Below are 21153 nucleotides of genomic sequence, written 5' to 3'. Positions count from 1 at the left end.
CCCTGACGGTTTCAAGACCCCGCGAAATTGGCGATGATAGCCCTCCCATTTGCGATCAAGACTCACCACAAGATCATCTCGCGTATATCGCGTACGCCGCCTGCCTCCACGGCGCGACCGGCCGACTGGACAACCGTCTCCACCACCTCTTGGGCGTTCGCAAGCAGCAAGCCGGCGACCTCTCCCGGGCTTCCTTTCGCGGGCTTCTTGAACGGCGCCCAGGAAGCGCCGGCCGCGCCGTCGAGCGGCCGGCGGCTCGATCTCGTGCACATTCGAAGACGCGGCGGTCCTAAATGCTTCATTTACTTCTCGCGGACCTGGGCGGCGTGGATGGGGACGTCGTTGTTTCCGCAGATCTTCGTCTTCTTCTTGGGCTTCCAGGTCATCTTCCAGGAACTGCCGTTCTCCTGAATGGCTCCGACACTGACGTTTCCGATCTTTATCGAGGCCGACGCCGTGTGGGTGGAGTCTCGCGACACCCACGTGTCGCTTCCGATCTGGGTGGTGTTATCCGACTTGCAGGGCCAGCTGCTCTTGAGAGACTGCTTTGAGTTTCCTCCCGTAAAGCGGTCCGGGCGCCACTCGAAGACTCCAACGAGCTTGGTTTTGAGCGTGATGTTGTCGACACACACCAGATCCCATGTTCTGAACTCGAACTCGGCCCGAAGGCGGACGTTCTGGTTGGTCCCGATCTTGAATTTGACCCCGCTGGAGACGGTCTGCGCGTGCGTGTATCCGGCCTTGAACTCACGGCCTTGGCCGCTGACGACGGCCACCGCCTCGACTGAGGTCTTCGCGGTCGTCGACCACTCGTACAGGGCGGTGGTCTTCGATCTCGTGTGCACGGTCTGGAGCGGGACCCAGCGTTTGATGACCGGGAGGCTCGACTTCCTCCAGGAGTAGCCGCCGTAGCCATCGGGGCAGTATTTCCCCGGGTTGGGAATCGACGTGGTGGAGCGATGGCCGGTCAGTTGCAGACGGGGTGCGCCCGAGCTTGCGGCGAGGCGGCGGACGGGTGATTCCACACCGGTTGGGCCGGCATTCAGCCAGCGTGCCGCTTTTCTCGATGGAGGATACAAATACGTCCTGCGCATGACCGCGTGCTGCCCGCCCGCGGAGGTGACGAGGACGGAGACCCGCCCCGAGGCGTCGATGTAGCCGTCGAGGGAGGTCAGCGCCGGGGCGTCGAACGTGAAGGCGCCGCTGCCGTCAGTGGTGGTCTCGTCAAGCTTGATGACCTCGACGCCGACACCCGCTGCCGTGGCGGCGGTGACCTCTCGCGACGGTTCGAGGTCCAGGCGCAGCGGGGTGTCCCTGATGGGTTCGCCCGCTTCGTCCAGGAGGATTCCCGAGAGGATCGGCGCCCGCCGGGCACCCGGCGTGGCCGCGGCCGCCAGGGCCCTGGAGAGTTCGAGATTTGGACGCTTGAGGCTGTTGGCCGTGATTTCGGATGTGGGCGCTTGGATTTCGTGCGCCTGAGCCGGTGGAACAGCTGGAGCTACGAAGATCGAGATGAGGAGTAAGGCGACTACCGACTTTGATGCAGCCATGTACTGTCCTCCGATTTGCACCGTTAAAGGCATGGCGAAGTCGATCCCCCGTTTTGAACACCCCGTCAGTGTCGATGGCGCCGCTTCCGGCGCGATGAGTCGAAAGCACCGTAAATAGTCACGCGACCCCGGTCAACACGTTCCGGTTGAGCCTCATATCAAGCGCGCATGGAGGCGGTAGGTCACCAGGTAGTCGGCGCCGGTGATGTACGACGCTCGATCCGAGGCTAGGAAGGCCGAAGCGGGGCAGGGCCGCCCACGACGGCTCACGGCTGCATACCCAAGAAATGATCACCCAGGCCACCCGTCAGGCCAGGTCAGACCACGTTTTCCAAGCTAGGCGGAGAGCGTGGGATTCGAACCCACGAGGAACGTCACCGCCCCTAGCGGTTTTCAAGACCGCCGCCATCGTCCACTAGGCGAGCTCTCCAACAGCACCCCCAAAGGGGCACCACAGAACGCAACCCTACTCTCTCCCGCCCCCACCAGAAGACGGGAGAGCCACGCCACTAGATGTGATCCGGAATCTCGGAGTACCGCCGTTCCCCCATCCCCGGCGCCCCCGCGAACCCATCCCCCACAGAAGCAGCCAGCCGAAGGAACGCCGCCCGAGTAGGCTCCTGCAGCCTCTCCAGGTCGATCTCCGCCCCTTCCTCAAGGTGCGGGTCGTAAGGCACCCGAACCACAGCCCGGCACCGAGCCGCGAAGTGCGCCTCAAGCCGCTTCAGGTCCACCGTCGACTTCGACCGAGGCCGCACACTGCACAACACCACAGTCGCCGACCGAACCAGGTCTCCGTAGTCGTGCGCCTCCAGCCAGTCCAGCGTCGCCGAAGCCGCCCGAGCCCCGTCCACAGAAGGACTGCTGACGAGAACCAATTGGTCAGCAAGCCCGAGCACCCCGGACATGGCCGAGTGCAGCAGCCCCGTCCCGCAGTCGGTGATGCAGATCGAGTAGAAGTTCTCCAGGACCGCGGAAACCGCCTGGTAGTCCTCGGCGGAGAAGGCTTCGGACACCGAAGGGTCCCGGTCAGACCCCAGGATCTCCAGCCGCGAGGGCGTCTGAGAGGTGAAGGCCCGGATGTCGACGTACCGCCGGATGTCCCCGCGCTCGTTCAGCAGGTCACGGATGGTCGCCGAGGTCTCCAGTTCGACCTTGTCGGAGAGCGTTCCACGGTCGGGGTTGGCGTCGACGGCGATCACGCGGTCGCCGCGGACCTGGGCCAGCGTCGCGCCGAGGCCCACGGTCGTGGTCGTCTTGCCGACGCCGCCCTTGAGACTGAGGACCGCGACGCGGTGGTGGCCCGCCGAGACGGGGGTGCGGGCGCGGGCGACCAGTTCCTGCCGGCGGCGTACCTCGGGCGCCTCGCCGGGCTTTATCAAGCCGGCCGTCGCCTTGAAGACGACGCGGCGCCAGCCGGTGGCCGGGCCGTCTTTGCGGCCCTTGAGCAGGGTCGCGGGGTCGAGGCTGTCGGCCGAGGGCTTCGACGTGCGGGGCACGAGGGCCCGCGACGGGGTGGAGAAGGCCGGTGCGGGCAGGTTGTCGGGCTGGCGGCGGCGCGCCTGGTAGGGCTCGCGCTCGGCGATCTCGCGCGACTCCGAGATCGGTGGCTGCACTTCTCTCGTGTACGCGTCCAGCGCCTCACGCGCCGACGACCGGAACGCCTCTCCGGGGGCGGGGGCGGCGGCTTCGGCCGGGGTGCTGAGGTTCTCCCGCAGGGATCCCCTTAACGGCTCCTCGGCGTCGCGGATGGGCCGGAAGCGGTCGCCCGGGTCGGTGTCGTCCGGGGCGGGGATCTCCTCGGGCTCGGTGCCGGGCCAGGAGAAGCGGCCGGAGTCGCTGTCGGTGCGCGACTCCGAGGGCAGCTTGAACGGCCCTGAGTCGGTCTCGGGGCGGGAGACCCGGTCGGTGTCGCGGGAGAACCGGAAACCGCCGGAGTCCGATTCGTTCTCGGTACGCAGCCCGAAGGTCCCCGGGTCGGTGTCGTGGCGGCCGTAGGTCGCCAGATCGGAGACGACCTCGGGCGAGAAGCGGCCCGTCTCGGCGTCGGGCCGGGGGAAGCGGCCGGAGTCGGCCTGCTCGTCCGACACCGGCACGGCCGGTTCCAGCCAGCCGCGTACCGGCTCGTCGGAGAGGTCGGGCTCGGCCGGCGGCCGTTCGCCGAAAGCGCCGACGTTGTAGGAGTCGGTGTCGACCGGGGAGTCGGCGAACGCTCCCCGGCCCGTCGTGAACGGCAGCGGGTCGAGCGTCTCCACCCCGTTGTCGGCCGCGGGCGGCTCGTCGACGTCGGCGACCGCGCGGAACGGAGCCGGCTCGGCCGGGACCGAGCGCCATGGGTCCTTCGGGTATGGCGAAGGCACCTCGTCGGTTGGCGTCGCAGGCTGCTGGGACGCAGCAAGCGACGACGCCGTCACCGCGGACACCGCGATGTCGACCTCGTCGGGCATCTCCTTGATCGCGTCGAGCCAGGCCAGCTGGTCTTCGAGCGAGTGGGGATCCTCACGATCGTGTCGTGCCACCGTGTTTCCCCCTCGGGATGGGCTAAAGGGGCAGCAAACACATTGCAGATTAGCGCCCCGTATACAGGCGAACGCGGCCAACCGTCGAGTTGGCTGCTCGGTTACTTTAGGTCACATGCGTGCGATCGTGATTTCAAGCCCCGGCGGACCGGAGGTCCTGGAGTGGCGCGGGGTGCCGGATCCCGTCCCCGCCCGAGGTGAGGTGGTGATTGAGATCACGGCGTCGGCCGTGAATCGAGCCGACCTCCTGCAGCGGCAAGGACTCTACTCGCCTCCGCCCGGCGCGTCTGAAATTCCCGGGTTGGAATGTTCTGGGGTGATCACCGAAGTCGGCGAGGGTGTCGACAGTCTCACTGTCGGTGACGAAGTCACCGCCCTGCTGGCCGGCGGCGGATATGCCGAAAAGGTGGCAGTTCCGTGGCAGCAGGTGATGCCCGCCCCCACCTCGCTGGCCGAGTCGGCCGCGCTGCCCGAGGTGGCGTGCACGGTCTGGTCGAACGTCTTCATGGCCGCGCGCCTGCGCAAGGGCGAGACCCTGCTCGTCCACGGCGGCGCCAGCGGCATCGGGACGATGGCCATCCAGCTCGGCAAGGCCTTCGGGTCGCGGGTGATCGTCACGGCGGGTTCGGAGGCGAAACTCGAACGATGCCTAACGCTCGGCGCGGATAGAGGAATCAACTACCGAGAAGAAGATTTTTCCCAAGTACTCGTAGATGACCGCCCCGACGTCATCCTCGACATCATGGGCGCCAAGTACCTGAAGCCCAACGTCGCGATCTTGGCCAAAGGCGGACGACTGGCCATCATCGGGATGCAAGGCGGCACGAAGGGCGAGCTCGACATCGCCGCCCTGCTGCAGAAGCGCGCGACCGTCATGGCCGCGGCCCTGCGCAGCCGCACCCCCGACGAGAAGGGCGCCATCTGCCGGGGCGTGGCCGACAGCGTGTGGCCGCTGGTCAGCGCGGGTGCGATCAACCCGATCGTCCACGCTGAGATACCGATGGAACACGCTGCGGAGGCCCACCGCATGCTCGAAGCCGGCGACCACATCGGCAAGATCCTGCTAGTAGGTTGAGAGACATGAACGCTGACGAGAGCACTCCACACATCGTGGTTCTTCCGGCAGGCGAAGAGGCCCCGGACGGCGAGGAGCGGTCGGTCGCCGACCTGGTGGAACAGCCCGCGAAGGTGATGCGGATCGGCAGCATGATCCGCCAGCTCCTCGAAGAGGTCCGCGCGGCCCCGCTCGACGAGGCCAGCCGCAAGCGTCTCATGGAGATCCACCAGAGTTCGATCAAGGAGCTCGAAGACGGACTGGCCCCCGAACTCGTCGACGAACTCGAGCGCCTCTCCCTCCCGTTCACCGACGCCAACGGCACCCCGCCCAGCGAGGCCGAGCTCCGCGTCGCCCACGCCCAGCTGGTCGGCTGGCTCGAAGGCCTCTTCCACGGCATCCAGACCACCCTGTTCGCCCAGCAGATGGCGGCCCGCGCCCAGCTGGAGCAGATGCGCCGCGCCCTCCCGGGCGGCTTCTCCCAGCAGGGCGGCCAGGACGACCCCGGCCGCGGCGCCTCAGGCCCCTACCTCTAAGCCTTTCGTGTACGGGCTGGGCGACCCCCCAGCCCGAACACGAGATCGGGCGAAATCTCGTGACATCGCCCGCCCCAAGGGTGCCGGCGAAGCAGGAACCACCTGCCCACGACCGGACCATGCGCCCTCAGGCCGCCGAAGCGCCCCCATACAGGCGTTCGAGGACCAAGGCCACCCCGTCGTCGTCGTTGGCCGCCGTCACCTCGTCGACCGCCGCCAGCACGTCGGGATGGGCGTTGGCGACCCCGTACGACGTGCCCGCCCAGCTCAGCATCGGCAGGTCGTTGGGCATGTCGCCGAACGCCGCCGCCTCCCCGGGCGCGATCCCGTTGCGTTCGGCGAAGCGGGCCAGGGCGGTCGCCTTGGTCACCCCCAGTGCGCTCATCTCGATCAGCGCCCGTCCGCTCGAGTGCGTGGGCGTCACCAGGCCCCCGACCAACGCCACGACCTGCTCGTAGAGATCGTCGGCGTCCATCGTGTCGTGGTAGGCGAGCAGCTTCGCGCACGAACGGCCGAGGACCGAGGGAACGGGCGGCCGGCCGTCGCCGAAACGCAGGTCCCAGCCGCCCAGGGGGAAATCGCCCTCGTAGGCGTAGCCGTCCTCGTACTCGACGGAAAAGGCCAGCGAAGGCACGGCGGCCCGCAGCAGGTCGACCGTTTCGGCCACCACCTCTGACGGCATCAGGTGGGCGTCGGCGATCGACTCGGTGTGCAGGTCGTAAAGGAGCGCGCCGTTGGCGCAGATGGCCAGCCCTCGGTGGTTGACGACGTGGGAGACGGTCGTCATCCAGCGGGGCGGGCGGGCGGTGACGAAGACCAGGGTCGCCCCGGAGTCCTCGACGGAGGCGAAGGCGGCGGCGGTGCGGGCCGAGATGGTGCCGTCGGAGCGCAGAGCGGTGCCGTCGAGGTCGGTGGCGATGAGGCGCGGTGGGGCCATAACAGCTCCCAGTTTGCCCTGTCCCCGAGACGCCCCGGTCAGGGGGATCTCAGGACAAGAATTCTCCCCCGGACTTGGAACACCGGGGGGTCGACATAGTGTTAGATGTGAACGCGTTGTATTAGCTGTTCCCGCTAGCGAAAACCAGCTTGACTGTTATGAGCCACCCGGGGAGCTGTGCGACACACCGGGGCTCACGAGGTGTGTGCCCCAAGATTCACTTCCTTAGGGAGAGCGTTAATGGCTCAGGGAACCGTCAAGTGGTTCAACGCTGAAAAGGGCTTCGGCTTCATCGCCCCGGACGGCGGCGCGCCGGACGTGTTCGTGCACTTCTCGGCCATCACCGGTTCCGGTTACCGGAACCTGGAAGACGGCCAGCGGGTGGAGTTCGAGGTCACCGAGGGCCCGAAGGGTCCGCAGGCCTCGCAGGTCCGCGCCCTCTAGACCACTGACAACGGCGAAGGCCGGGGCTCTTCGAAAGAAGAACCCCGGCCTTCGTCGTGTTATTTGACGGGTTCGAGAACGTCGAGCCCCACAAAGGGCCGCAGCGCCTTGGGAACCACGACCGAACCGTCGGCCTGCTGGTGGTTCTCGAGAATCGCCACAATCCATCTGGTGGTCGCGAGTGTGCCGTTCAGCGTCGACACCACGCGAGGCTTGCCGTCTTCGTCGCGGAAACGCACCTTGAGGCGGCGGGCCTGGAACTCGGTGCAGTTCGAGGTCGAGGTGAGTTCGCGGTAACGCCCCTGGCTGGGGATCCAGCCCTCGCAGTCGAACTTGCGGGCGGCCGACATGCCGAGGTCGCCGGCGGCGGTGTCGATGACGCGGTAGGGCAGCTCGCACTTGTCGAGCATCTGCTTCTCCCACGCGAGCAGCCGCTGGTGCTCCTCGGCCGAATCCTCCGGCTTGCAGTAGGAGAACATCTCGACCTTGTCGAACTGGTGCACCCGGATGATGCCGCGGGTGTCCTTCCCGTACGACCCGGCCTCCCGGCGGAAGCACGACGACCAGCCGGCGTAGCGGTAGGGCAGCTGGGAGCCGTCGAGGATCTCGTCGGCGTGGTAGGCCGCGAGCGGCACCTCGGAGGTGCCGACCAGGTAGAGGTCGTCTTCGGGCAGCCGGTAGATCTCGCTGTCGTGGGCGATCGTGAAGCCGGTGCCCTGCATCGACTCGGGCTTGACCAGCACCGGGGTGATCATCGGCACGAAGCCGGCCTCGACGGCCTGCTGCATGGCCATGTTGAGCAGCCCGAGCTGGAGCCGGGCCCCGGCGCCGCGCAGGAAGAAGAAGCGCGAGCCCGAGACCTTGGCGCCCCGCTCCATGTCGATCGCGCCGAGCAGTTCGCCCAGCTCAAGGTGGTCGCGTGGGGTGAAGTCGAACTCCCTGGGGGTGCCCACGTGGTCGAGGACGACGTAGTCGTCCTCGCCGCCGACGGGCGCGGCCGGGTCGACGATGTTGGGCACCGCCATCGTCATGGCCTCGAGTTCGGCGCCGAGCTGCTCGGCCTCCGCCTCGGCCGCCTTCACCTGCGCCGCGAGATCCTTCGCCCGGTCGAGCAGCGCCTGCCGCTCGTCGCCGGACGCCTTGGAGACCGACTTGCCCACGTTCTTCTGCTCGGCGCGCAGGGACTCGAAGGAGCCCAGCGCACTGCGACGACGCTCGTCGAGGGAGAGCAGCGTGTCGACGACGGTGTCGTCCTCCCCGCGGGCGCGCTGCGAGGCGCGCAGCCGGTCGGGATCTTCGCGTAGGGTTCGCAGGTCAATCACAAGGCAAACGCTACCGTTGCACGGAGCCTGCCCGCATTCGGCTTAGCCACCCGGCGGCCTCGGCGAAATCGGGGTCGGCCGTGCCGCGCTTGACCTGCGTCGGCACCTTGTCGGCCCGGGGGTAGCTCCCGAGGAAGCGCAGATCGCCGGAGATGCGGTGGAGCCCCGAGATCGCCTCTCCGACCCGCGCCTCGGCGATGTGCCCCTCGCAGTCGAAGTGGAAGAAGTAGCTGCCGATGCCGTCACCGGTCGGCCGCGACTCGATGCGGGTCAGGTTGACGCCGCGTACCGAGAACTCGGAGAGCATCTCCAGCAGCGCGCCCGCGTGGTCGTCGCGCAGGAAAGCCACCATCGACGAACGGTCGGCGCCGGTCGGCTCGGGCAGCGTCCCGGGGGGCGCGACCCGGACGAACCGGGTCACCGTGTCGTTGCGGTCGCCGATGTCGGAGGCCAGCTCGGTCAGTTCGTAGATCTCACCCGCGATGGCCGGCCCGATGGCGGCGTCGTAGGGGGACTCGGGGTTGGCGATCTCCTGGGCCGCGCCGGCGGTCGAGGAGGCGTGGACGACCACGGCGCCCGGGATCTCCCGGTCGATGAAGTCGCGGCACTGGGTGTGCGCGGCGGGGTGGGTGAAGATGCGCTTGATCTGCCGCATCTCGGTGCCCGGACGGACGAGAAGGGAGAACTCGACCGGCAGCAACAGTTCCGCGACGATCAGCAGCGGCTGCCCCCAAGCGAGCTCGTCGAGCGTCTGGGCGATGCCGCCTTCGAGCGAGTTCTCGAGGGGCACGACGGCCCCTTCGGCCTCACCCTTGCGGACCGCGTCGAGCGCGGCCCTCACGTTGGCGCACGGCAGGCGCTCGGCCTCGGGCGCCAGTTCACGAAGGGCGGCCTCACAGAAGGTGCCCTCGGGGCCCAGATAGGCGAGCTTTGACATAACACCAGGTTAGCCACAGGCGGGGGTGGTGTATGCGGAAAAGGAGACACAGACGACCGCAGGTTGGCCGTGTCTCCGCCATGAATCCGCCAGGAGACAGGCGAGCTCAGCGGGCGGAGTTGCTCCAGAGCCCTCCGGCGGGTCGCAGCAGGTCACCGTCGGCGGCCTCGACTTCGGGCCCCAGGCCGAGCCGCGCGGCCCGCACCGCCTGCTCCTCCTCCGGAGAGAGCGGCTGGAGCCCCTTGCCGCCCCTTAGGGCCCTGACGTAGGTGCGGGTTTCGGTCCGCCCGTTGATGGACGTGAGCACGATCCCGTCGCCCAGCCCGTTGATCAGCGCGACCGAGAACGACAACCGCCCGGTCATCTCCTCCAGGGCGTCGTAGCGGAAGACGGCGACGTCGCGGATCGCCTTGGTGTCGACGACCCCCTCGACCGCCGCCCGCCTGGCCAGCACGTCGAGGCAGTCTTGGACGGCGGCCCGCGCGTTGCGCAGCGAATAGAGCCCTATGACGACCCCGGTGAACCCGGCGAGCAGCCCGACGATCACGAAAGCGGTAACCAGCACGCGACCGAGCGTAATGGCGCGGTCACGGTTTCGCCCGGGTTCGGGCAAGGATGAACACCAGGGCGACGGCCCCGAGCCCGAACGCGTTCTGCACGATCTTCCCCAGCGTCGGCGACAACACGGGGATCTCCCACATCTTGATGTAGGCCCCCCACCAGGGGATCGGCAGCACGTAATAGACCCAGGCGACCGCCTTCTGCCGGAGTTCCGGCAGCGCCGCCAGCACGACCACGATCCAGGCGAGATGGTGAATCCAGGCGACGGGCGAAAGCAGCACCGCCATCAAACCGGTGAGCGCCGTCGCGGTCAGCAGGTCGCCGTCGAGGTAATGGCGGCAGGCGGCGCGGAAGCCGTACCAGCCGATAAAGGCGACGGCGGCGAGCCAGAGCACGGTGGTCAGCGCATCGGGCCAGTAGAGGCGCAGCAGCATCCCGCGCATCGACTGATTCGTGGTCGCCGTATTGGCCCCGAGCCTTTCCGAATCGAGCAGCGCCCCGAACCAGAAGTCGACGGCGTCCCGCGGAATCACCAGAAACGGAATGACCGTCAGGACGGCCGCCGTTCCCGAGGCCGTGAGGAACGTTTTCATTTCCTCATTCCGGTACGGCTTCCGCCACGCCACCAGCAGCAAGAGGATGAGAAACACGCCGGGCGTGAGCTTCACCGCCGTCGCGATGCCGATGAGAATGCCGCGCGGCCACCAGGGGCGTTTGACCACGACGTCGAACAGGCACAACGCGACGAGGAACAGATCGACCTGACCGAACCTGATCTGGTCGCGGATGGGCATCAGGTAAAGGCACGCGATCGTGACCAGCGGCAACCATTTCCGCTGCTCGGGAAAGGCCACCCAGACGACGGCGACGAGCGTCGCGACGATGGCCGCCGTCCAGACCCACTGGAGCACCGGCCACGACAGCAGCGCGAGCGGCACCGCGAACATGGCCGCGATCGGCGGATAGGTGAACGGCAGCAGCTGCGGCGCCGGGGTGACCACCCCGTAGACGGGCAGCCCGTCGAGCAGCGCCTGCCCGCCGAGGCGGTAGACGTCGAGGTCGACGAGCCGCTGGTCGTCGGGGTTGGTCAGCCAGTAGTGCACCAGCGGCGCGGCCGCGGCCACCACCAGCAGCAGGCCCGCCAGCGGCCACCAGCTCGTCCGACTCCGCGCAACGCTTCCCACGACCAGGCAGGCTACCGTTTAGCCCGCCGACCGACCGCGGGGAAGGAGACCCTGTGCACGACCCCTCCACAATCGAGGCCGCACGGGGACCCGCTCCGGACACCGCAGGCGACCACGCCCTTCTGAAGAGTCACACAGCAACGATCCGGGCCAGGAGGCGACCGCTGATCCACCGGATCGTCTGGGTTCTGTTCGTCGCCTTCTTCGCCGGGGCCTTCTGCCTGCCGGGAACCGCGCTCGCCGCGCCCCAGGGCCAGGTGGTGATCATCGGGGTCCCCGGTCTGGAGTGGGCCGACCTCAGCCCCTCGGGAACGCCCAACCTGTGGAAGCTCGCCGAAGGCTCCGCGAACGCCTCGCTCTCGACCCGCGCGGTCCCGCTCGAAGGCCGGGGTGTCACGTGCCCGGTCGCGGGCTGGCTGACCGTCTCGGCCGGGCAGCGGGCCGCCTCGCCGGGTTGCGCGCCGCCTGTCGAACCCCGGGGCAGGGAGGTGCCCGACTGGCCGGCGCTCCTCGCGCTCCAGGAGGACTCGTCGTTCCAGGCCGGGATCGGCACCCTGGGCCAGGCGGTGAAGGACGCGGGCGGCCAGACCGTCGCGGTGGGCCGGGGGGCGCTGCTGGCCGCCGCCGACCGGTCCGGAGCCGCCACCAGCTGGTTCGAGAGCATCGCCGATCTCGACCCCGCCGGCTACCAGCTCATCGTCACCGAGGCCCCGGAGATCTCCGACGCCTGGCTCGCCGCCGGACTGAGCGACCGCGGACGCGACCAGGCCGTCGCCGCCGCCGACGCGACCGTGGGGGCCATCCTCGCCAAGGTCCCCGCCGGGGCCACGATCCTGGTCGGCGGCATCTCCGACGCCCGTCCCGGCGCGCACCTGCACGTCGCCATGGCCAAGGGTCCCGGGTTCGGGACGGGGCTGCTGACCGCGTCGTCGACCCGGCAGGTCGGCCTGGTCACCATCACCGACCTGACCGCGACCGCGCTGACCGCCCTCGGCCTGCCCGTCCCCGACGGCGTCGTGGGCCGCGCCTGGACGTCCACGACCGCGCCCGCCGATCCGCAGGCCCTCGCCGACGACGATCTTGCCAGCCAGGTTCTCAGGGACGTGCGGGAGCCGTTCTTCTTCGCGTTGGTCATGATCCAGGTGCTCTTCTACGCCGTCGCGTCGTACATCATGCGCCGTCAGGTCGCGGGCGCCGGGCGGGCCATGATGATCGTCGGCGTGATCAGCGGCGCGGTGCCGATCTCGACCTTCCTGGCGCAGCTCGTGCCGTGGTGGAGCGTCGCCCATCCGATGCCCGCGCTGGTCGGCACGATCCTCGGCTTCGCCCTGCTCATCGCGGGGGTCGCGTTCGCGGGTCCGTGGCGGCGCGACGTGCTCGGGCCGCTGGGCGTGGTGGCGGGCGTGTCGTCGGTCGCGCTGCTGCTCGACGTCATGACCGGCTCGCACCTGCAGGTCAACGCGGTCACCGGCTACGAGCCCGTCACCGGCGGCCGGTTCTACGGCTTCGGCAACATGGCCTTCGCCGTCTACTCGACCGGCACGATCCTGTTCCTGGCCGCCGCCGCGCACTTCATCCGCCGCCGCGGGCCCGCGTTCGTCTTCTGCGGCCTGTACGGCCTGCTCGCCATCGCCGCCGACGGCTGGCCCTCCTGGGGGGCCGACTTCGGCGGGGTGCCGTCGTTCGTGCTCGGTTTCGCGGTGTTCCTGCTGCTCCTGGCGGGCCTGCGGGTGTCGGTGACCCGGCTGGCCCTGATCGCCGTCGGCGGCGCGGCGCTCATCACGGCGATCGCGCTGGCCGACTGGTCGAGACCGGCCGAGCAGCGCACCCACCTGGGCGCGTTCGTCCAGCAGGTCATCGACGGCGAGGCCGGCGGGGTGCTGGCGCGCAAGCTCGGCGCGATGCTCGGCACCCTGGGCAACTGGCCGCTGACCCTGCTCTCGCTGGTCGCGGTGGCGTTCCTGTTCCTCGTGCTGGCCCGGCCGCGCGAGATGAAGGTCGCCGCGCTGAGCGTGGCCTACGAGCAGGCCCCGGAGCTGCGGGCCGGGTTGATCGGCGCGCTGACGGCGGCGTTCGTGGGGTTCCTGATCAACGACTCGGGGATCGCGATTCCGGCGATGGCACTGACGGTGGCCGTACCGCTGACCCTCGCGGCAGCCGTACGAGCAGAAACACCACCACCGCGAGCAGCGCCCACGGAACGAGCTCAGACCTGACCACGTCGACCAGCCACTCCGACCCGGCGGGCTGGTCGAACTGGCGCGCCGGCAGGTAGGCCAGCGACAACAACGCGATCCGGGCGACCAGGACGTAGTCGAGCCACGACCGGGGCACCAGCGCGAGCAGCGCGAACGCCAGCCCGTCGTACCAGGGCAGCGCGTAGGGCGTGGCGAACAACCACGCGACCGAGAACGCCACGGCGACCCGCGCGGCGTCGAGCGGCGCCAGCGCCCGCAGCAGCAGCGCGGCCAGCGCGGCGAACAGCAGCAGCGAGCCGATCTGGATCCAGACCTGGTAGGACCCCGGGCCGACCACCGTCTGCAGCCCGGCCTTGACCACGCTCCACGGCGTCGCGAGCGAGACCATCTTGCTGGCGTTGAGCACCTGGCCCAGCGAATGGGGTCCGGCGAGCCAGTAGGCCACCCCCGACACCGCCAGCGCGGTCGCGGCGACCAGCGCCAACCGGCCCAGGTTCCTGCGCAGTTCCCAGGCGACGCCGAGCGCGGCCACCCCCACGGTCACCTTGGCCGCGACCCCCAGGCCGAGGAAGACGCCCTTGAACCGGGTGACGAGCGCGGCGACCACGAAGGCGACGGCGAGGGTGTCGGCGTGCATGCCGCCGACGAGGTGGTGGACGACCAGCGGATTGGCCGTCCAGAGAACCACCCCGCGTGACCCGAGCATCCAGGCGACGGCGAGGAAGGCGGCGGCGTTGACGAGCGCCATCACGAACACGGTCAGCCGAACGGAGTCGCCGCCGATGAAGCTGGCCAGCGCCTGCACCCCGGTCGTGACGGGACCGTAGACGCTCGGCGTCGAGGCCCACTCCTCGACCGCCCCGAGAACCGGGTCACCGGGTATTCGGTCAGGCGTGACCGAATAAGGGTCATGCCCCAAAGTCACGAGCCGCCCGTAGGCGGCGTAGTTCAGATGGTCGGACGACCCGATCGGCGGCAGGAAGGCGAGCAGCACGACCGCCCCGACGCCCAGCCACCGCAGCACCCGCAACGAGGGTGTGCCATAGAGCCCCAGCAGAGTCCCGATGGTCCCGAACACGACCACCGCCGCCGCGAGCCCGATCGCGGTCCAGCCGGGCAACCCGGCGTCGACGAAGAAGGGCAACCACCCGGCCCCGGTCAGCCGGGGCTGCAGCGCCGACGGCCCGAGCAGGGCCAGCAGCACCGTCAGCCCAAGGGCCGCCGCCACACACCCGACGGCCAGCCTGCCCGCAACCACACGCTCCACGCCGAGAAGCCTAGAGCCGCACGTCACCCGCGCCTAAGGACGCGTGTTCGGCCGCAGGCCCTCGATCGTCTCCATCGCCTTGACCACCGTCGGCTCCCGGGCCGCCAGCGCCCGCGACACGTCGCGCAGTTGCTTGGCCCGGTGCAGCTGGGCCCGCCAGTCGGTGCCGGTGGCGCGGTGGGCCATCTCCACCTCGACCTCCTTCACCCGGAAGCCCTTCCGGACGAGGTCGATCGTCAATCCGGTCTCCACGCCGAAGCCGGCCGCCAGCGGCCGGGCCGCCTCGAACGCCGCGCGGGTCAGGCAGCGCTGGCCGTTGAGGGGTTGCGCCGGGTCGAAGCCGGTCAGCCGTTTGATGCCGTCGCGGGCGACCCTGACCACGACGCCGTGGCCGCCGAGTTTCACGCGGGTGGTGAAGGTCGCGATGGTCATGTCGGCCATGCCGTCGCGGACCGGTCCGATCAGGGGGGCCGCGGCGGCGGCCGTCTCCCCCAGGTCGGCGTCGAGAAAGAGCAGGTTGCAGTCTTCGTCGAGCAGGCGCACGGCCTCCGCGCCGCTCTCCATGGCCGCGGCCTTGCCCCGGTTGCGGCTGTGGCGCACGACGCGGGCGCCGGCGGCGCGCGCCACCCGCCCGGTCTCGTCTGACGAGCCGTCGTCGACCACCAGGACGATCGAGACGCCGGGCAGGCGCAGGGCGGCGGCCACCGTCGTGGCGATGCGGTCGCCCTCGTCTTTGGCCGGGATGACGACCGCGGTGTCCGAGCGGGGGGAAAGGTCGCTCATCCGGTCGGGTTGGCCAGCTCCGCGGGCACGCTCTCGTGCACGGTGAACACCGAGTCGAGACCGGTGACCTGCAGGATCTTACGGACAGCCGGACGTGGTGCGGCCACCTCCAGCACGCCGCCGCGTTCCTTGAGCCGCTTGAGAGCGGACAGCAGCACGTTCATGCCGGTGGAGTCACAGAACTCCACGCCGGACATGTCGATGACGACCCGGTCAAGCGCGGTCTCTTCGAGCACTCGGGTGAACTCCGACTGCAGGCGAGGCGCGGTATAGAGGTCGATTTCTCCGATTACGGCCATCACAGCGTGACCCGCATGCGATCGAGTCGAGACTTTGAGCTCCACAGCGCGCACACTAGCGCCGGTCGGGCGCTGGGTCACGTTCCTCTGGGATTACCGAAGAGTCGTCCGCCCTTTGTCCCCGATTTCGGTCCCATGTAAACGCAGAGTGCGCGAAGCTTGACGCTATGGAACCGGCTCCCGCCGGAGCCCGAGGAGGAGCGGCGCTCATGAACACGGAACTTCCCGAAGATCCACAGAGACGGCGGCTTCGTGAGCGGCTGGAAGTCATCCAGATCCGCACCGACAAGGCGAGTTCATGGCGTGACGCGGTCAGACCTTTGCGATACCTGCTGAACCGTGAGGGCTTCGTACCGATCAAGACGCGGCTCGCCTCGACCGACCTCGACTTCCTGGAAGCGTCCCGAGACGATCTGCTGGCCTTCTCCGAGTTGTCGCTGCGGCTGATCGACCTCCACCAGCCGCGCGACGCGGGCGGCATCACGAGTGACACGGCCCATCCGATCCTGCGGTGCCGCAGCTGCATGTGGCGCTGGCCGTGCCCGACGTTCCGGGCGATCACCGAGGCGTTCTCGATCGGTCACGACATGGGTTCGTAGCGGTAACCGACGCCCCACACGGTGATGATGCGGCCGGGGTCGGTCGGGTCGCGTTCGATCTTCTCCCTCAGGCGACGCACGTGCACGGTGACCGTCGAGGAGTCGCCGAAGGCCCAGCCCCAGACCCGGTCGAGCAGGTCGGTGCGGCTGAACGCCTGACGCGGGTTGCGCAGCAGGTAGACGAGCAGGTCGAACTCGCGGGCGGTCAGGGTGACCTCCGCGTCGCCCAGGCGCACGTGGCGGGCGCCGACGTCGACGACGAGGTCGGCGTCGCGCAGCACCCCGGTTCCGGCCGGCACGATCGATCCACGGGCTCTGCGGAGCACCGCGGCGACCCGCAGGGCCAGCTCACGGGGGCTGAAGGGCTTGGTGACGTAGTCGTCGGCGTCGGCGTCGAGGTCGACGGCCAGGTCGATGGCCTCGCCGAGCATGATCACCGGGACCGGCCAGCGGGCCCGCAGCTCGCGGCCGACGGCGAGCCGGTTCATGTCCAGGATGAGCAGATCGGGCGGCCCGGTGAGGGCCAGGGGATCACGTTCGACCTCGTGGCCGTCACGTTCGAGATAGCGTGCGACGACCTCGGCCACGGCGGGGTCGTCGTCGACCACGAGAATGACGGTCACGCACCAAAGACTAGGTCGCACGGCGATCGCCGAACGCGTAGTTTGTTGGCCATGACCCGTACTGTTCTGGCGGTCGTGGGGATCTTCCTCGCCATCTGGCTGGTGATCGGATTCGTCATCCCCGCGCTCTTCGCGACGCTGAAGTTCCTCCTTATCGTCGCGCTGATCGCGGCGGTCGTGGTCGGTGTGATCACGCTGGTGGGCAAGAAGTAACACATGTTCGTCCAGGCCCTGCTCGGCGCGCTCGCGATGCCCGGTGGCATCGCGTTCCTCGCCGTGCTGGGCCTGCTGCTCGTCGCGTGGGCGCTGCGGCTGCTGTCCGCAGCGCCGCACGTCGCGCACGCGCCGCTCGGCGCGGGCGTCGAAGCCGTTCTTGTACGGCTCCGCCGCCCCAATTCACCGGGCCGCACCCGGTCGAGAGCTCCGACAGGAACCCCGGCGCCCCGCTGATCGCCTTTGATCGGCAAGGGCGCCTTCGTCATTCCCGAAAACCGACGAAAGGTTCCTGAATCGTGTTCGACTTCATCCTGGGCCCCGCCTACGACGCCACGGCGGCGCTGGCCGGCCTGATCGGCGCCGCCCCGGCGATCGTGCTGCTGACCCTGCTGGTCCGGCTCGCCCTGCTTCCCCTGGGGATCCGCCAGGCGAAGATCCAGCGCGTCCGCCAGAAGCTCGCCCCCGACCTGGCGAAACTCCGCAAACGCCATGCCAACGACCCGGAGCGCATGGCCAGGGAGGTCCAGGCCCTCTACGCCGGCGCCGGCACGTCGATGTTCGCGGGCGTCGGTACGGGCCTGGCCCAGATCCCGTTCGTGTTCGTGTTGTACAACCTGTTCAGCCACCCGGTGATCGCCGGGCAGCAGAACGTCCTGATGACCCACAGCGCGCTGTCGGTGCCCCTGAGTGAGCACCTCGGGGCGGTCGTCGCCCACTCCGGATTGTTCGGCGGGCCCACCCTGGTGTTCGTCGGCCTCCTCGTGCTGATCGCACTGGTGGCCTGGCAGTCGTCCCGACTGGTGATCGGGACGCCTGAAATGCCGGGAAGCGGGCTGTTGAAACTGCTTCCCTACGGGACCGTGCTCGCCGCCGCGTTCCTGCCGTTCGCGGCCGGCGTCTACCTGCTGATCAGCACCGCATGGACGACGACCGAACGGCGACTACTCGCCGTTTAGACGACTTCGCGCAGTGCGCTTATTTCGGACTCACCTGACTGCCCTTTTCGGGCAGGCTGCGGGGCGTGGACGATGGCCCAAACAGTCGTCGTCTCGCCCTCGTGGCGTACTCCCCAGCGCTCTGCCAGGAACTCGACGATGCCGAGCCCCCGGCCCCCCAGAGACGAGAGGGTAGGCCTTCCGGCACGCGGCTCGGTGGTCGCCCCACCGTCGCTCACGGCCACTTCCACATGTCCGTCACCACAGGCCCATGTGACTCTGAGCTGCCCAGACGCGAGGGGGTGTGCGTGGCGTAGGGCATTGCTCAACAGTTCGCTCATCACCAGGACCGTGTCGTCGACCGCCGCTTCGAAAACCCCGGAAGCGAGCAGGTCGGCGCTGAGGCGTTGACGCGCCACAGCCACGCTCGACAGAGCGTACGGCAGCATGACGACGCTCGACGCACTCACCTCCCCGTTCTCCCGAACCCCCTGAAGATGGTCACCCCAGTAAGACCGAAATGCCCCGTTCGCTGACCGTGGAAACCGAGCACTGATTACAGCTTGTGCACATTGGACAATAGGTCAGCTTCGGTGTTACCCCGGCCTTACCGCCCCGGTGTGTCGGGTGCGGTGACAAACCCCTCTCTGCGCAGCACGAACTGCATACGTGTACCACCCTCGGGTCGAGGCAGTGCGGCCACCTCCCCTCCTTGGGCCCGCGCGAGGCTCCGGACGATGTAGAGACCCAGCCCCACCCCGCCGAACCGGCGGCGGTCGCCGCTCTCGCCCTGGACGAACCGCTCGAAGACGCGCTCCCGGTCTGACGGGGCGATGCCGATGCCCTCGTCGTCGACGGTGAGGACCACCCGGGACTCCTCCGACCAGGCCGACACCTGGATGAGACCCCCGTCGGGGGAGTACTTGAAGGCGTTCTCCAGCAGCTGGTCGAGCAGTATGTCGGTGGCGAGCGCGTCGCCGCGTACCAGGGGAAGGTCGTCGGGCACCCGCACCTCGACGCGGTGGCGGTCGGAGAGCACCGGCAACCCCAGAGTCGCGGCCCGCACCCGTTCGGCCAGGTCGAAGGCCTCGTCGCGGACCGACGGCTCGGCCGCGCCGGCGCGGGCGCCGAGCAGCAGGTGGTCGATCAGCCGCCCGAGCGACTTGGCCCGTTCGGCGATCGTGTGGACGTGGGCCCGCCGGTCGGCGTCGGAGAGCTTGTCCCAGCGGTCGGCCAGGGTGCTGGCGAAGCCGGTGACGACGGTGATCGGGGTGCGCAGCTCGTGGCTGGTGGTGGCCAGGAACAGATCTTTGGCCTCCTCCAGCTCCTTGGCGCTGGTGATGTCGCGGAAGTCGGCGACGATCTCGCCGGTCTCGGGGATGGTCGCGCAGAGCACGTCGAGCCAGCGGCCCGATTCGAGCTGGAAGGTCAGCTTCTCGCCGGGGGCGGGCAGGTCGAAGGGCGAGGGCTTGCCGATCACGTCCTCGTAGGCGTAGCCGGTCAGCTCGGCCGCCTTGGGGTTCCAGCGCATGACCGTGCCGCTCTCGCTGAGCACGGCGATGCCGTCGGCGCTGGCGTCGAAGACCGCGCGTTCGTGCGCCCGCTGCCTGATCGCGTCCTGGTAGGCCACCGCGTTGCCGACCGCGATGCCGGCGTGCCCGGCGAGCAGTTCGAGCAGTTCGAGCTCGACGTGGCCGGGCTTGCGCCGGGCGAACAGGGCGTAGAGGGCGCCGTAGGGCCGCCCGCCGACGGCGGCGATGCCGACCGCGATGGTGTGCAGCCCGTCGAGCTGGGCCCAGATGAGGTCTTGCAGGCCCTCGGGCCCGGTTTCCAGGATCACCGGCTTGCCGGTGCGCAGCAGCTTGCCGACCAGGCTGCTGCCCAGGTCGGCGGTGGCGCCCTTCATGCCCTCGGGCAGCCGGTGGGAGCTGACCAGCCGCAGCTTCTCGCCGTCGATCAGCACGAACCCGCCCGCGTCGGCCCCGGTCAGCTCGGTCAGCGAGCCGGCGATCCGGTCGAGCACCACGTTCTGGTCGAGTTCGGCGTTGATGTCGCCGACGACGTCGGTGAGGCGGCGGACCAGCTGGGCGCGGCGCACCGACCGGGCCCGCGCGGCCTCGTTGTCGTCGCGCTGGTGGTAGACGCCCACGTAGCCGAGCAACGCGCCCGAGGGCGTGCGCAGCCCGCTGATGTCGGCCTGCACCTCGATCAGCGTGCCGTCGCGCCGGAACCTGCGGGTTCTCAGCTGTACGGTGCCACCCGTGCGCACCCGTTCGAGCACCGCGTTGTGCTCGGCCATCAGCTCCTCGGGCACGAAGGGGGGCCGGCGGCCGAGGATCTCGTCGGCGGGCCAGCCGAACAGCCGCTCCGCGGCCGGGTTCCACGTGACCACCGACAGATCGCGGTCGAGGGCGACGATGGCATCGGCCGCGCTGGCGACTACCGCCCGCGCGATCCCTTCGTCCTCGTCATCACGTTTGTCCCAGTGGTCACATTCCACGGGTCCATCGTGCCGCTTTTCCGATCGTGATCATGACCTTTTCCAATGCTCCGCTACGCTGCCCTCGAACCCGGGGAAGGGAAGTGCCATGGACGCGTCGGCCGCATCGGGCGACCTGGAGGCACTGCTCCGGGTCACCTCGCCCACGTACGTAGGGGAATCGGCACCCGACATCGCCTTCGGCACCCACGACACCTCCGCCGGGCGGCTCGTGCTGGCCGTCACGGCGAAGGGTGTGATTGCCACCACATTCGACGACGAACACGCCGTCTACGAACGCGTCTACCGCGAGGTCGGGTCGTTCATCGGCCACGACTCCAAGCGCCTCGACCCGCTGAAGCGGGAGATCGACGCCTACTTCGACGGCCGGCTGCGGACCTTCACCCTGCCGTTCGACCTCCGCCTGGCGACCGCCTTCGCCCGCAGCGTGCTCCAGATGATCACCTCGGTCCGCTACGGCACGACCACCACCTACGCCGAGGTCGCCGCCCGCATCGGCCGCCCGCAGGCGCTGCGCGCGGTCGCCAACGCGGTCACCGAGAACCCCGTCTGCCTCCTGGTTCCGTGTCACCGGGTGATCGAGGGGCCGGGGTCGCCGGGGGCGTACGCCGGTGGAAAAGCCGCCAAAGAACTGCTGCTGACCATGGAAATCGCTTAGCGCAACGTGTCTGTCCCCACACGGTAAACCT

General features: G+C 69.1%; 21 protein-coding genes, 1 tRNA gene and 1 pseudogene. 9 read left to right on the top strand and 14 right to left on the bottom strand.

Going from position 1 to position 21153, the window contains the following annotated elements; genetic code table 11:
* Positions 1–302: 302 nt before the first annotated feature.
* From AW274_RS40120 to AW274_RS39040, 3 genes are all read right to left on the bottom strand, one after another.
* A complete protein-coding gene (locus AW274_RS40120) occupies positions 303–1550 on the bottom strand; it encodes a hypothetical protein (RefSeq protein ID WP_157519950.1) in 1248 nt (415 codons plus the stop codon).
* 341 nt (positions 1551–1891) lie between these two features.
* Positions 1892–1980 (bottom strand) — tRNA-Ser (locus AW274_RS09535).
* 79 nt (positions 1981–2059) lie between these two features.
* On the bottom strand, positions 2060–4069 hold the full coding sequence (locus AW274_RS39040; RefSeq protein WP_232320053.1) for a MinD/ParA family ATP-binding protein: 2010 nt from the start codon (positions 4067–4069) through the stop codon (positions 2060–2062).
* Between the two features lie 115 nt (positions 4070–4184).
* Between AW274_RS39040 and AW274_RS09525 the strand changes: the two genes are divergently transcribed.
* Together AW274_RS09525 and AW274_RS09520 are read left to right on the top strand one after the other, a co-directional pair.
* Positions 4185–5144: an NAD(P)H-quinone oxidoreductase gene (locus AW274_RS09525; protein ID WP_062430679.1), complete on the top strand. Its 960-nt coding sequence runs from the start codon at positions 4185–4187 to the stop codon at positions 5142–5144.
* A 5-nt stretch (positions 5145–5149) separates the two neighbouring features.
* Positions 5150–5659, top strand: a complete 510-nt coding sequence (locus tag AW274_RS09520) for a bacterial proteasome activator family protein (RefSeq protein WP_062430678.1) — start codon at positions 5150–5152, stop codon at positions 5657–5659.
* A 127-nt stretch (positions 5660–5786) separates the two neighbouring features.
* Here AW274_RS09520 and AW274_RS09515 read toward each other — a convergent pair whose 3' ends face one another.
* On the bottom strand, positions 5787–6596 hold the full coding sequence (locus AW274_RS09515; RefSeq protein WP_062430677.1) for an HAD family hydrolase: 810 nt from the start codon (positions 6594–6596) through the stop codon (positions 5787–5789).
* Between the two features lie 240 nt (positions 6597–6836).
* Between AW274_RS09515 and AW274_RS09510 the strand changes: the two genes are divergently transcribed.
* The gene (locus AW274_RS09510) at positions 6837–7040 is read left to right on the top strand and encodes a cold-shock protein (RefSeq protein ID WP_030455233.1); all 204 of its coding nucleotides are present in this window, start codon (positions 6837–6839) and stop codon (positions 7038–7040) included.
* A 59-nt stretch (positions 7041–7099) separates the two neighbouring features.
* On the opposite strand, the gene serS is transcribed toward AW274_RS09510, so the two are convergent.
* The 4 genes from serS to AW274_RS09490 form a co-directional block, all read right to left on the bottom strand.
* Complete coding sequence (gene serS, locus AW274_RS09505) at positions 7100–8362, bottom strand: serine--tRNA ligase (protein ID WP_062430676.1); 1263 nt, start codon at positions 8360–8362, stop codon at positions 7100–7102.
* 10 nt (positions 8363–8372) lie between these two features.
* Positions 8373–9299 (bottom strand): prephenate dehydratase, encoded by a 927-nt coding sequence (gene pheA, locus AW274_RS09500; protein WP_062430675.1) that lies wholly within the window; start codon positions 9297–9299, stop codon positions 8373–8375.
* Positions 9300–9405: 106 nt separating this feature from the next.
* Positions 9406–9864, bottom strand: a complete 459-nt coding sequence (locus tag AW274_RS09495; RefSeq protein ID WP_062341803.1) for a DUF4446 family protein — start codon at positions 9862–9864, stop codon at positions 9406–9408.
* Positions 9865–9886: 22 nt separating this feature from the next.
* Positions 9887–10984, bottom strand: a complete 1098-nt coding sequence (locus AW274_RS09490; protein WP_232320052.1) for a glycosyltransferase 87 family protein — start codon at positions 10982–10984, stop codon at positions 9887–9889.
* A gap of 113 nt (positions 10985–11097) precedes the next feature.
* Here AW274_RS09490 and AW274_RS41880 point away from each other — a divergent pair, with 113 nt between their 5' ends.
* Positions 11098–13260, top strand: coding sequence for a hypothetical protein (locus AW274_RS41880; protein ID WP_062430673.1), 2163 nt, complete (start codon positions 11098–11100; stop codon positions 13258–13260).
* A 502-nt stretch (positions 13261–13762) separates the two neighbouring features.
* On the opposite strand, the pseudogene mptB reads toward AW274_RS41880, so the two are convergent.
* From mptB to AW274_RS09470, 3 genes and pseudogenes are all read right to left on the bottom strand, one after another.
* Positions 13763–14446 (bottom strand): annotated as a pseudogene (mptB, locus tag AW274_RS43190) (polyprenol phosphomannose-dependent alpha 1,6 mannosyltransferase MptB); the annotation flags it as partial.
* Positions 14447–14542: 96 nt separating this feature from the next.
* Entirely contained in the window at positions 14543–15292 is a 750-nt protein-coding gene (locus tag AW274_RS09475) for a glycosyltransferase family 2 protein (protein WP_062430671.1), read from the bottom strand.
* On the bottom strand, positions 15289–15636 hold the full coding sequence (locus tag AW274_RS09470; protein WP_030455225.1) for an STAS domain-containing protein: 348 nt from the start codon (positions 15634–15636) through the stop codon (positions 15289–15291). Before AW274_RS09470 ends, AW274_RS09475 begins: the two co-directional genes overlap by 4 nt.
* A 164-nt stretch (positions 15637–15800) precedes the next feature.
* Here AW274_RS09470 and AW274_RS09465 point away from each other — a divergent pair, with 164 nt between their 5' ends.
* Entirely contained in the window at positions 15801–16190 is a 390-nt protein-coding gene (locus AW274_RS09465; RefSeq protein ID WP_062430670.1) for a hypothetical protein, read from the top strand.
* Here AW274_RS09465 and AW274_RS09460 read toward each other — a convergent pair.
* On the bottom strand, positions 16172–16813 hold the full coding sequence (locus AW274_RS09460; protein WP_157519948.1) for a winged helix-turn-helix domain-containing protein: 642 nt from the start codon (positions 16811–16813) through the stop codon (positions 16172–16174). The genes AW274_RS09465 and AW274_RS09460 overlap by 19 nt on opposite strands.
* 51 nt (positions 16814–16864) lie before the next feature.
* Here AW274_RS09460 and AW274_RS41185 point away from each other — a divergent pair, with 51 nt between their 5' ends.
* From AW274_RS41185 to yidC, 3 genes are all read left to right on the top strand, one after another.
* The gene (locus AW274_RS41185) at positions 16865–17026 is read left to right on the top strand and encodes a hypothetical protein (protein WP_198169109.1); all 162 of its coding nucleotides are present in this window, start codon (positions 16865–16867) and stop codon (positions 17024–17026) included.
* A 3-nt stretch (positions 17027–17029) separates the two neighbouring features.
* The gene (locus AW274_RS09455; RefSeq protein WP_062430669.1) at positions 17030–17263 is read left to right on the top strand and encodes a hypothetical protein; all 234 of its coding nucleotides are present in this window, start codon (positions 17030–17032) and stop codon (positions 17261–17263) included.
* 62 nt (positions 17264–17325) lie between these two features.
* Positions 17326–17985 carry a membrane protein insertase YidC gene (gene yidC, locus AW274_RS09450; protein WP_232320051.1) on the top strand — a complete coding sequence of 220 codons (660 nt, stop codon included), beginning with the start codon at positions 17326–17328 and terminating at the stop codon, positions 17983–17985.
* Here yidC and AW274_RS09445 read toward each other — a convergent pair.
* Positions 17982–18413, bottom strand: a complete 432-nt coding sequence (locus tag AW274_RS09445; RefSeq protein WP_062431840.1) for an ATP-binding protein — start codon at positions 18411–18413, stop codon at positions 17982–17984. The two genes, yidC and AW274_RS09445, sit on opposite strands and share 4 nt — an antisense overlap.
* Positions 18414–18571: 158 nt before the next feature.
* Positions 18572–20464: a PAS domain S-box protein gene (locus tag AW274_RS09440; protein ID WP_062430667.1), complete on the bottom strand. Its 1893-nt coding sequence runs from the start codon at positions 20462–20464 to the stop codon at positions 18572–18574.
* Between the two features lie 88 nt (positions 20465–20552).
* Between AW274_RS09440 and AW274_RS09435 the strand changes: the two genes are divergently transcribed.
* Positions 20553–21122 (top strand): methylated-DNA--[protein]-cysteine S-methyltransferase, encoded by a 570-nt coding sequence (locus AW274_RS09435; RefSeq protein ID WP_062430666.1) that lies wholly within the window; start codon positions 20553–20555, stop codon positions 21120–21122.
* Positions 21123–21153 lie beyond the last annotated feature (31 nt).

The sequence above is a fragment of the Herbidospora daliensis genome (genome assembly GCF_001570585.1).
Taxonomy (GTDB): Bacteria; Actinomycetota; Actinomycetes; order Streptosporangiales; family Streptosporangiaceae; genus Herbidospora; species Herbidospora daliensis.
The sequence above is the reverse complement of the archived record's forward strand: the minus strand, read 5'-3'. Positions and strand labels throughout refer to the sequence as shown.

Bases quoted from the DNA above. Each gene is read 5' to 3' on its own strand.
- AW274_RS09520 (WP_062430678.1), top strand. From the start codon at position 5,150: ATGAACGCTGACGAGAGCACTCCACACATCGTGGTTCTTCCGGCAGGC.
- AW274_RS09445 (WP_062431840.1), bottom strand. From the start codon at position 18,413: ATGCTGCCGTACGCTCTGTCGAGCGTGGCTGTGGCGCGTCAACGCCTC.
- AW274_RS09525 (WP_062430679.1), top strand. From the start codon at position 4,185: ATGCGTGCGATCGTGATTTCAAGCCCCGGCGGACCGGAGGTCCTGGAG.
- AW274_RS41185 (WP_198169109.1), top strand. From the start codon at position 16,865: ATGACCCGTACTGTTCTGGCGGTCGTGGGGATCTTCCTCGCCATCTGG.
- pheA (WP_062430675.1), bottom strand. From the start codon at position 9,299: ATGTCAAAGCTCGCCTATCTGGGCCCCGAGGGCACCTTCTGTGAGGCC.
- AW274_RS09515 (WP_062430677.1), bottom strand. From the start codon at position 6,596: ATGGCCCCACCGCGCCTCATCGCCACCGACCTCGACGGCACCGCTCTG.
- AW274_RS09435 (WP_062430666.1), top strand. From the start codon at position 20,553: ATGGACGCGTCGGCCGCATCGGGCGACCTGGAGGCACTGCTCCGGGTC.
- AW274_RS09475 (WP_062430671.1), bottom strand. From the start codon at position 15,292: ATGAGCGACCTTTCCCCCCGCTCGGACACCGCGGTCGTCATCCCGGCC.
- AW274_RS09455 (WP_062430669.1), top strand. From the start codon at position 17,030: ATGTTCGTCCAGGCCCTGCTCGGCGCGCTCGCGATGCCCGGTGGCATC.
- AW274_RS40120 (WP_157519950.1), bottom strand. From the start codon at position 1,550: ATGGCTGCATCAAAGTCGGTAGTCGCCTTACTCCTCATCTCGATCTTC.
- AW274_RS09510 (WP_030455233.1), top strand. From the start codon at position 6,837: ATGGCTCAGGGAACCGTCAAGTGGTTCAACGCTGAAAAGGGCTTCGGC.
- AW274_RS09465 (WP_062430670.1), top strand. From the start codon at position 15,801: ATGAACACGGAACTTCCCGAAGATCCACAGAGACGGCGGCTTCGTGAG.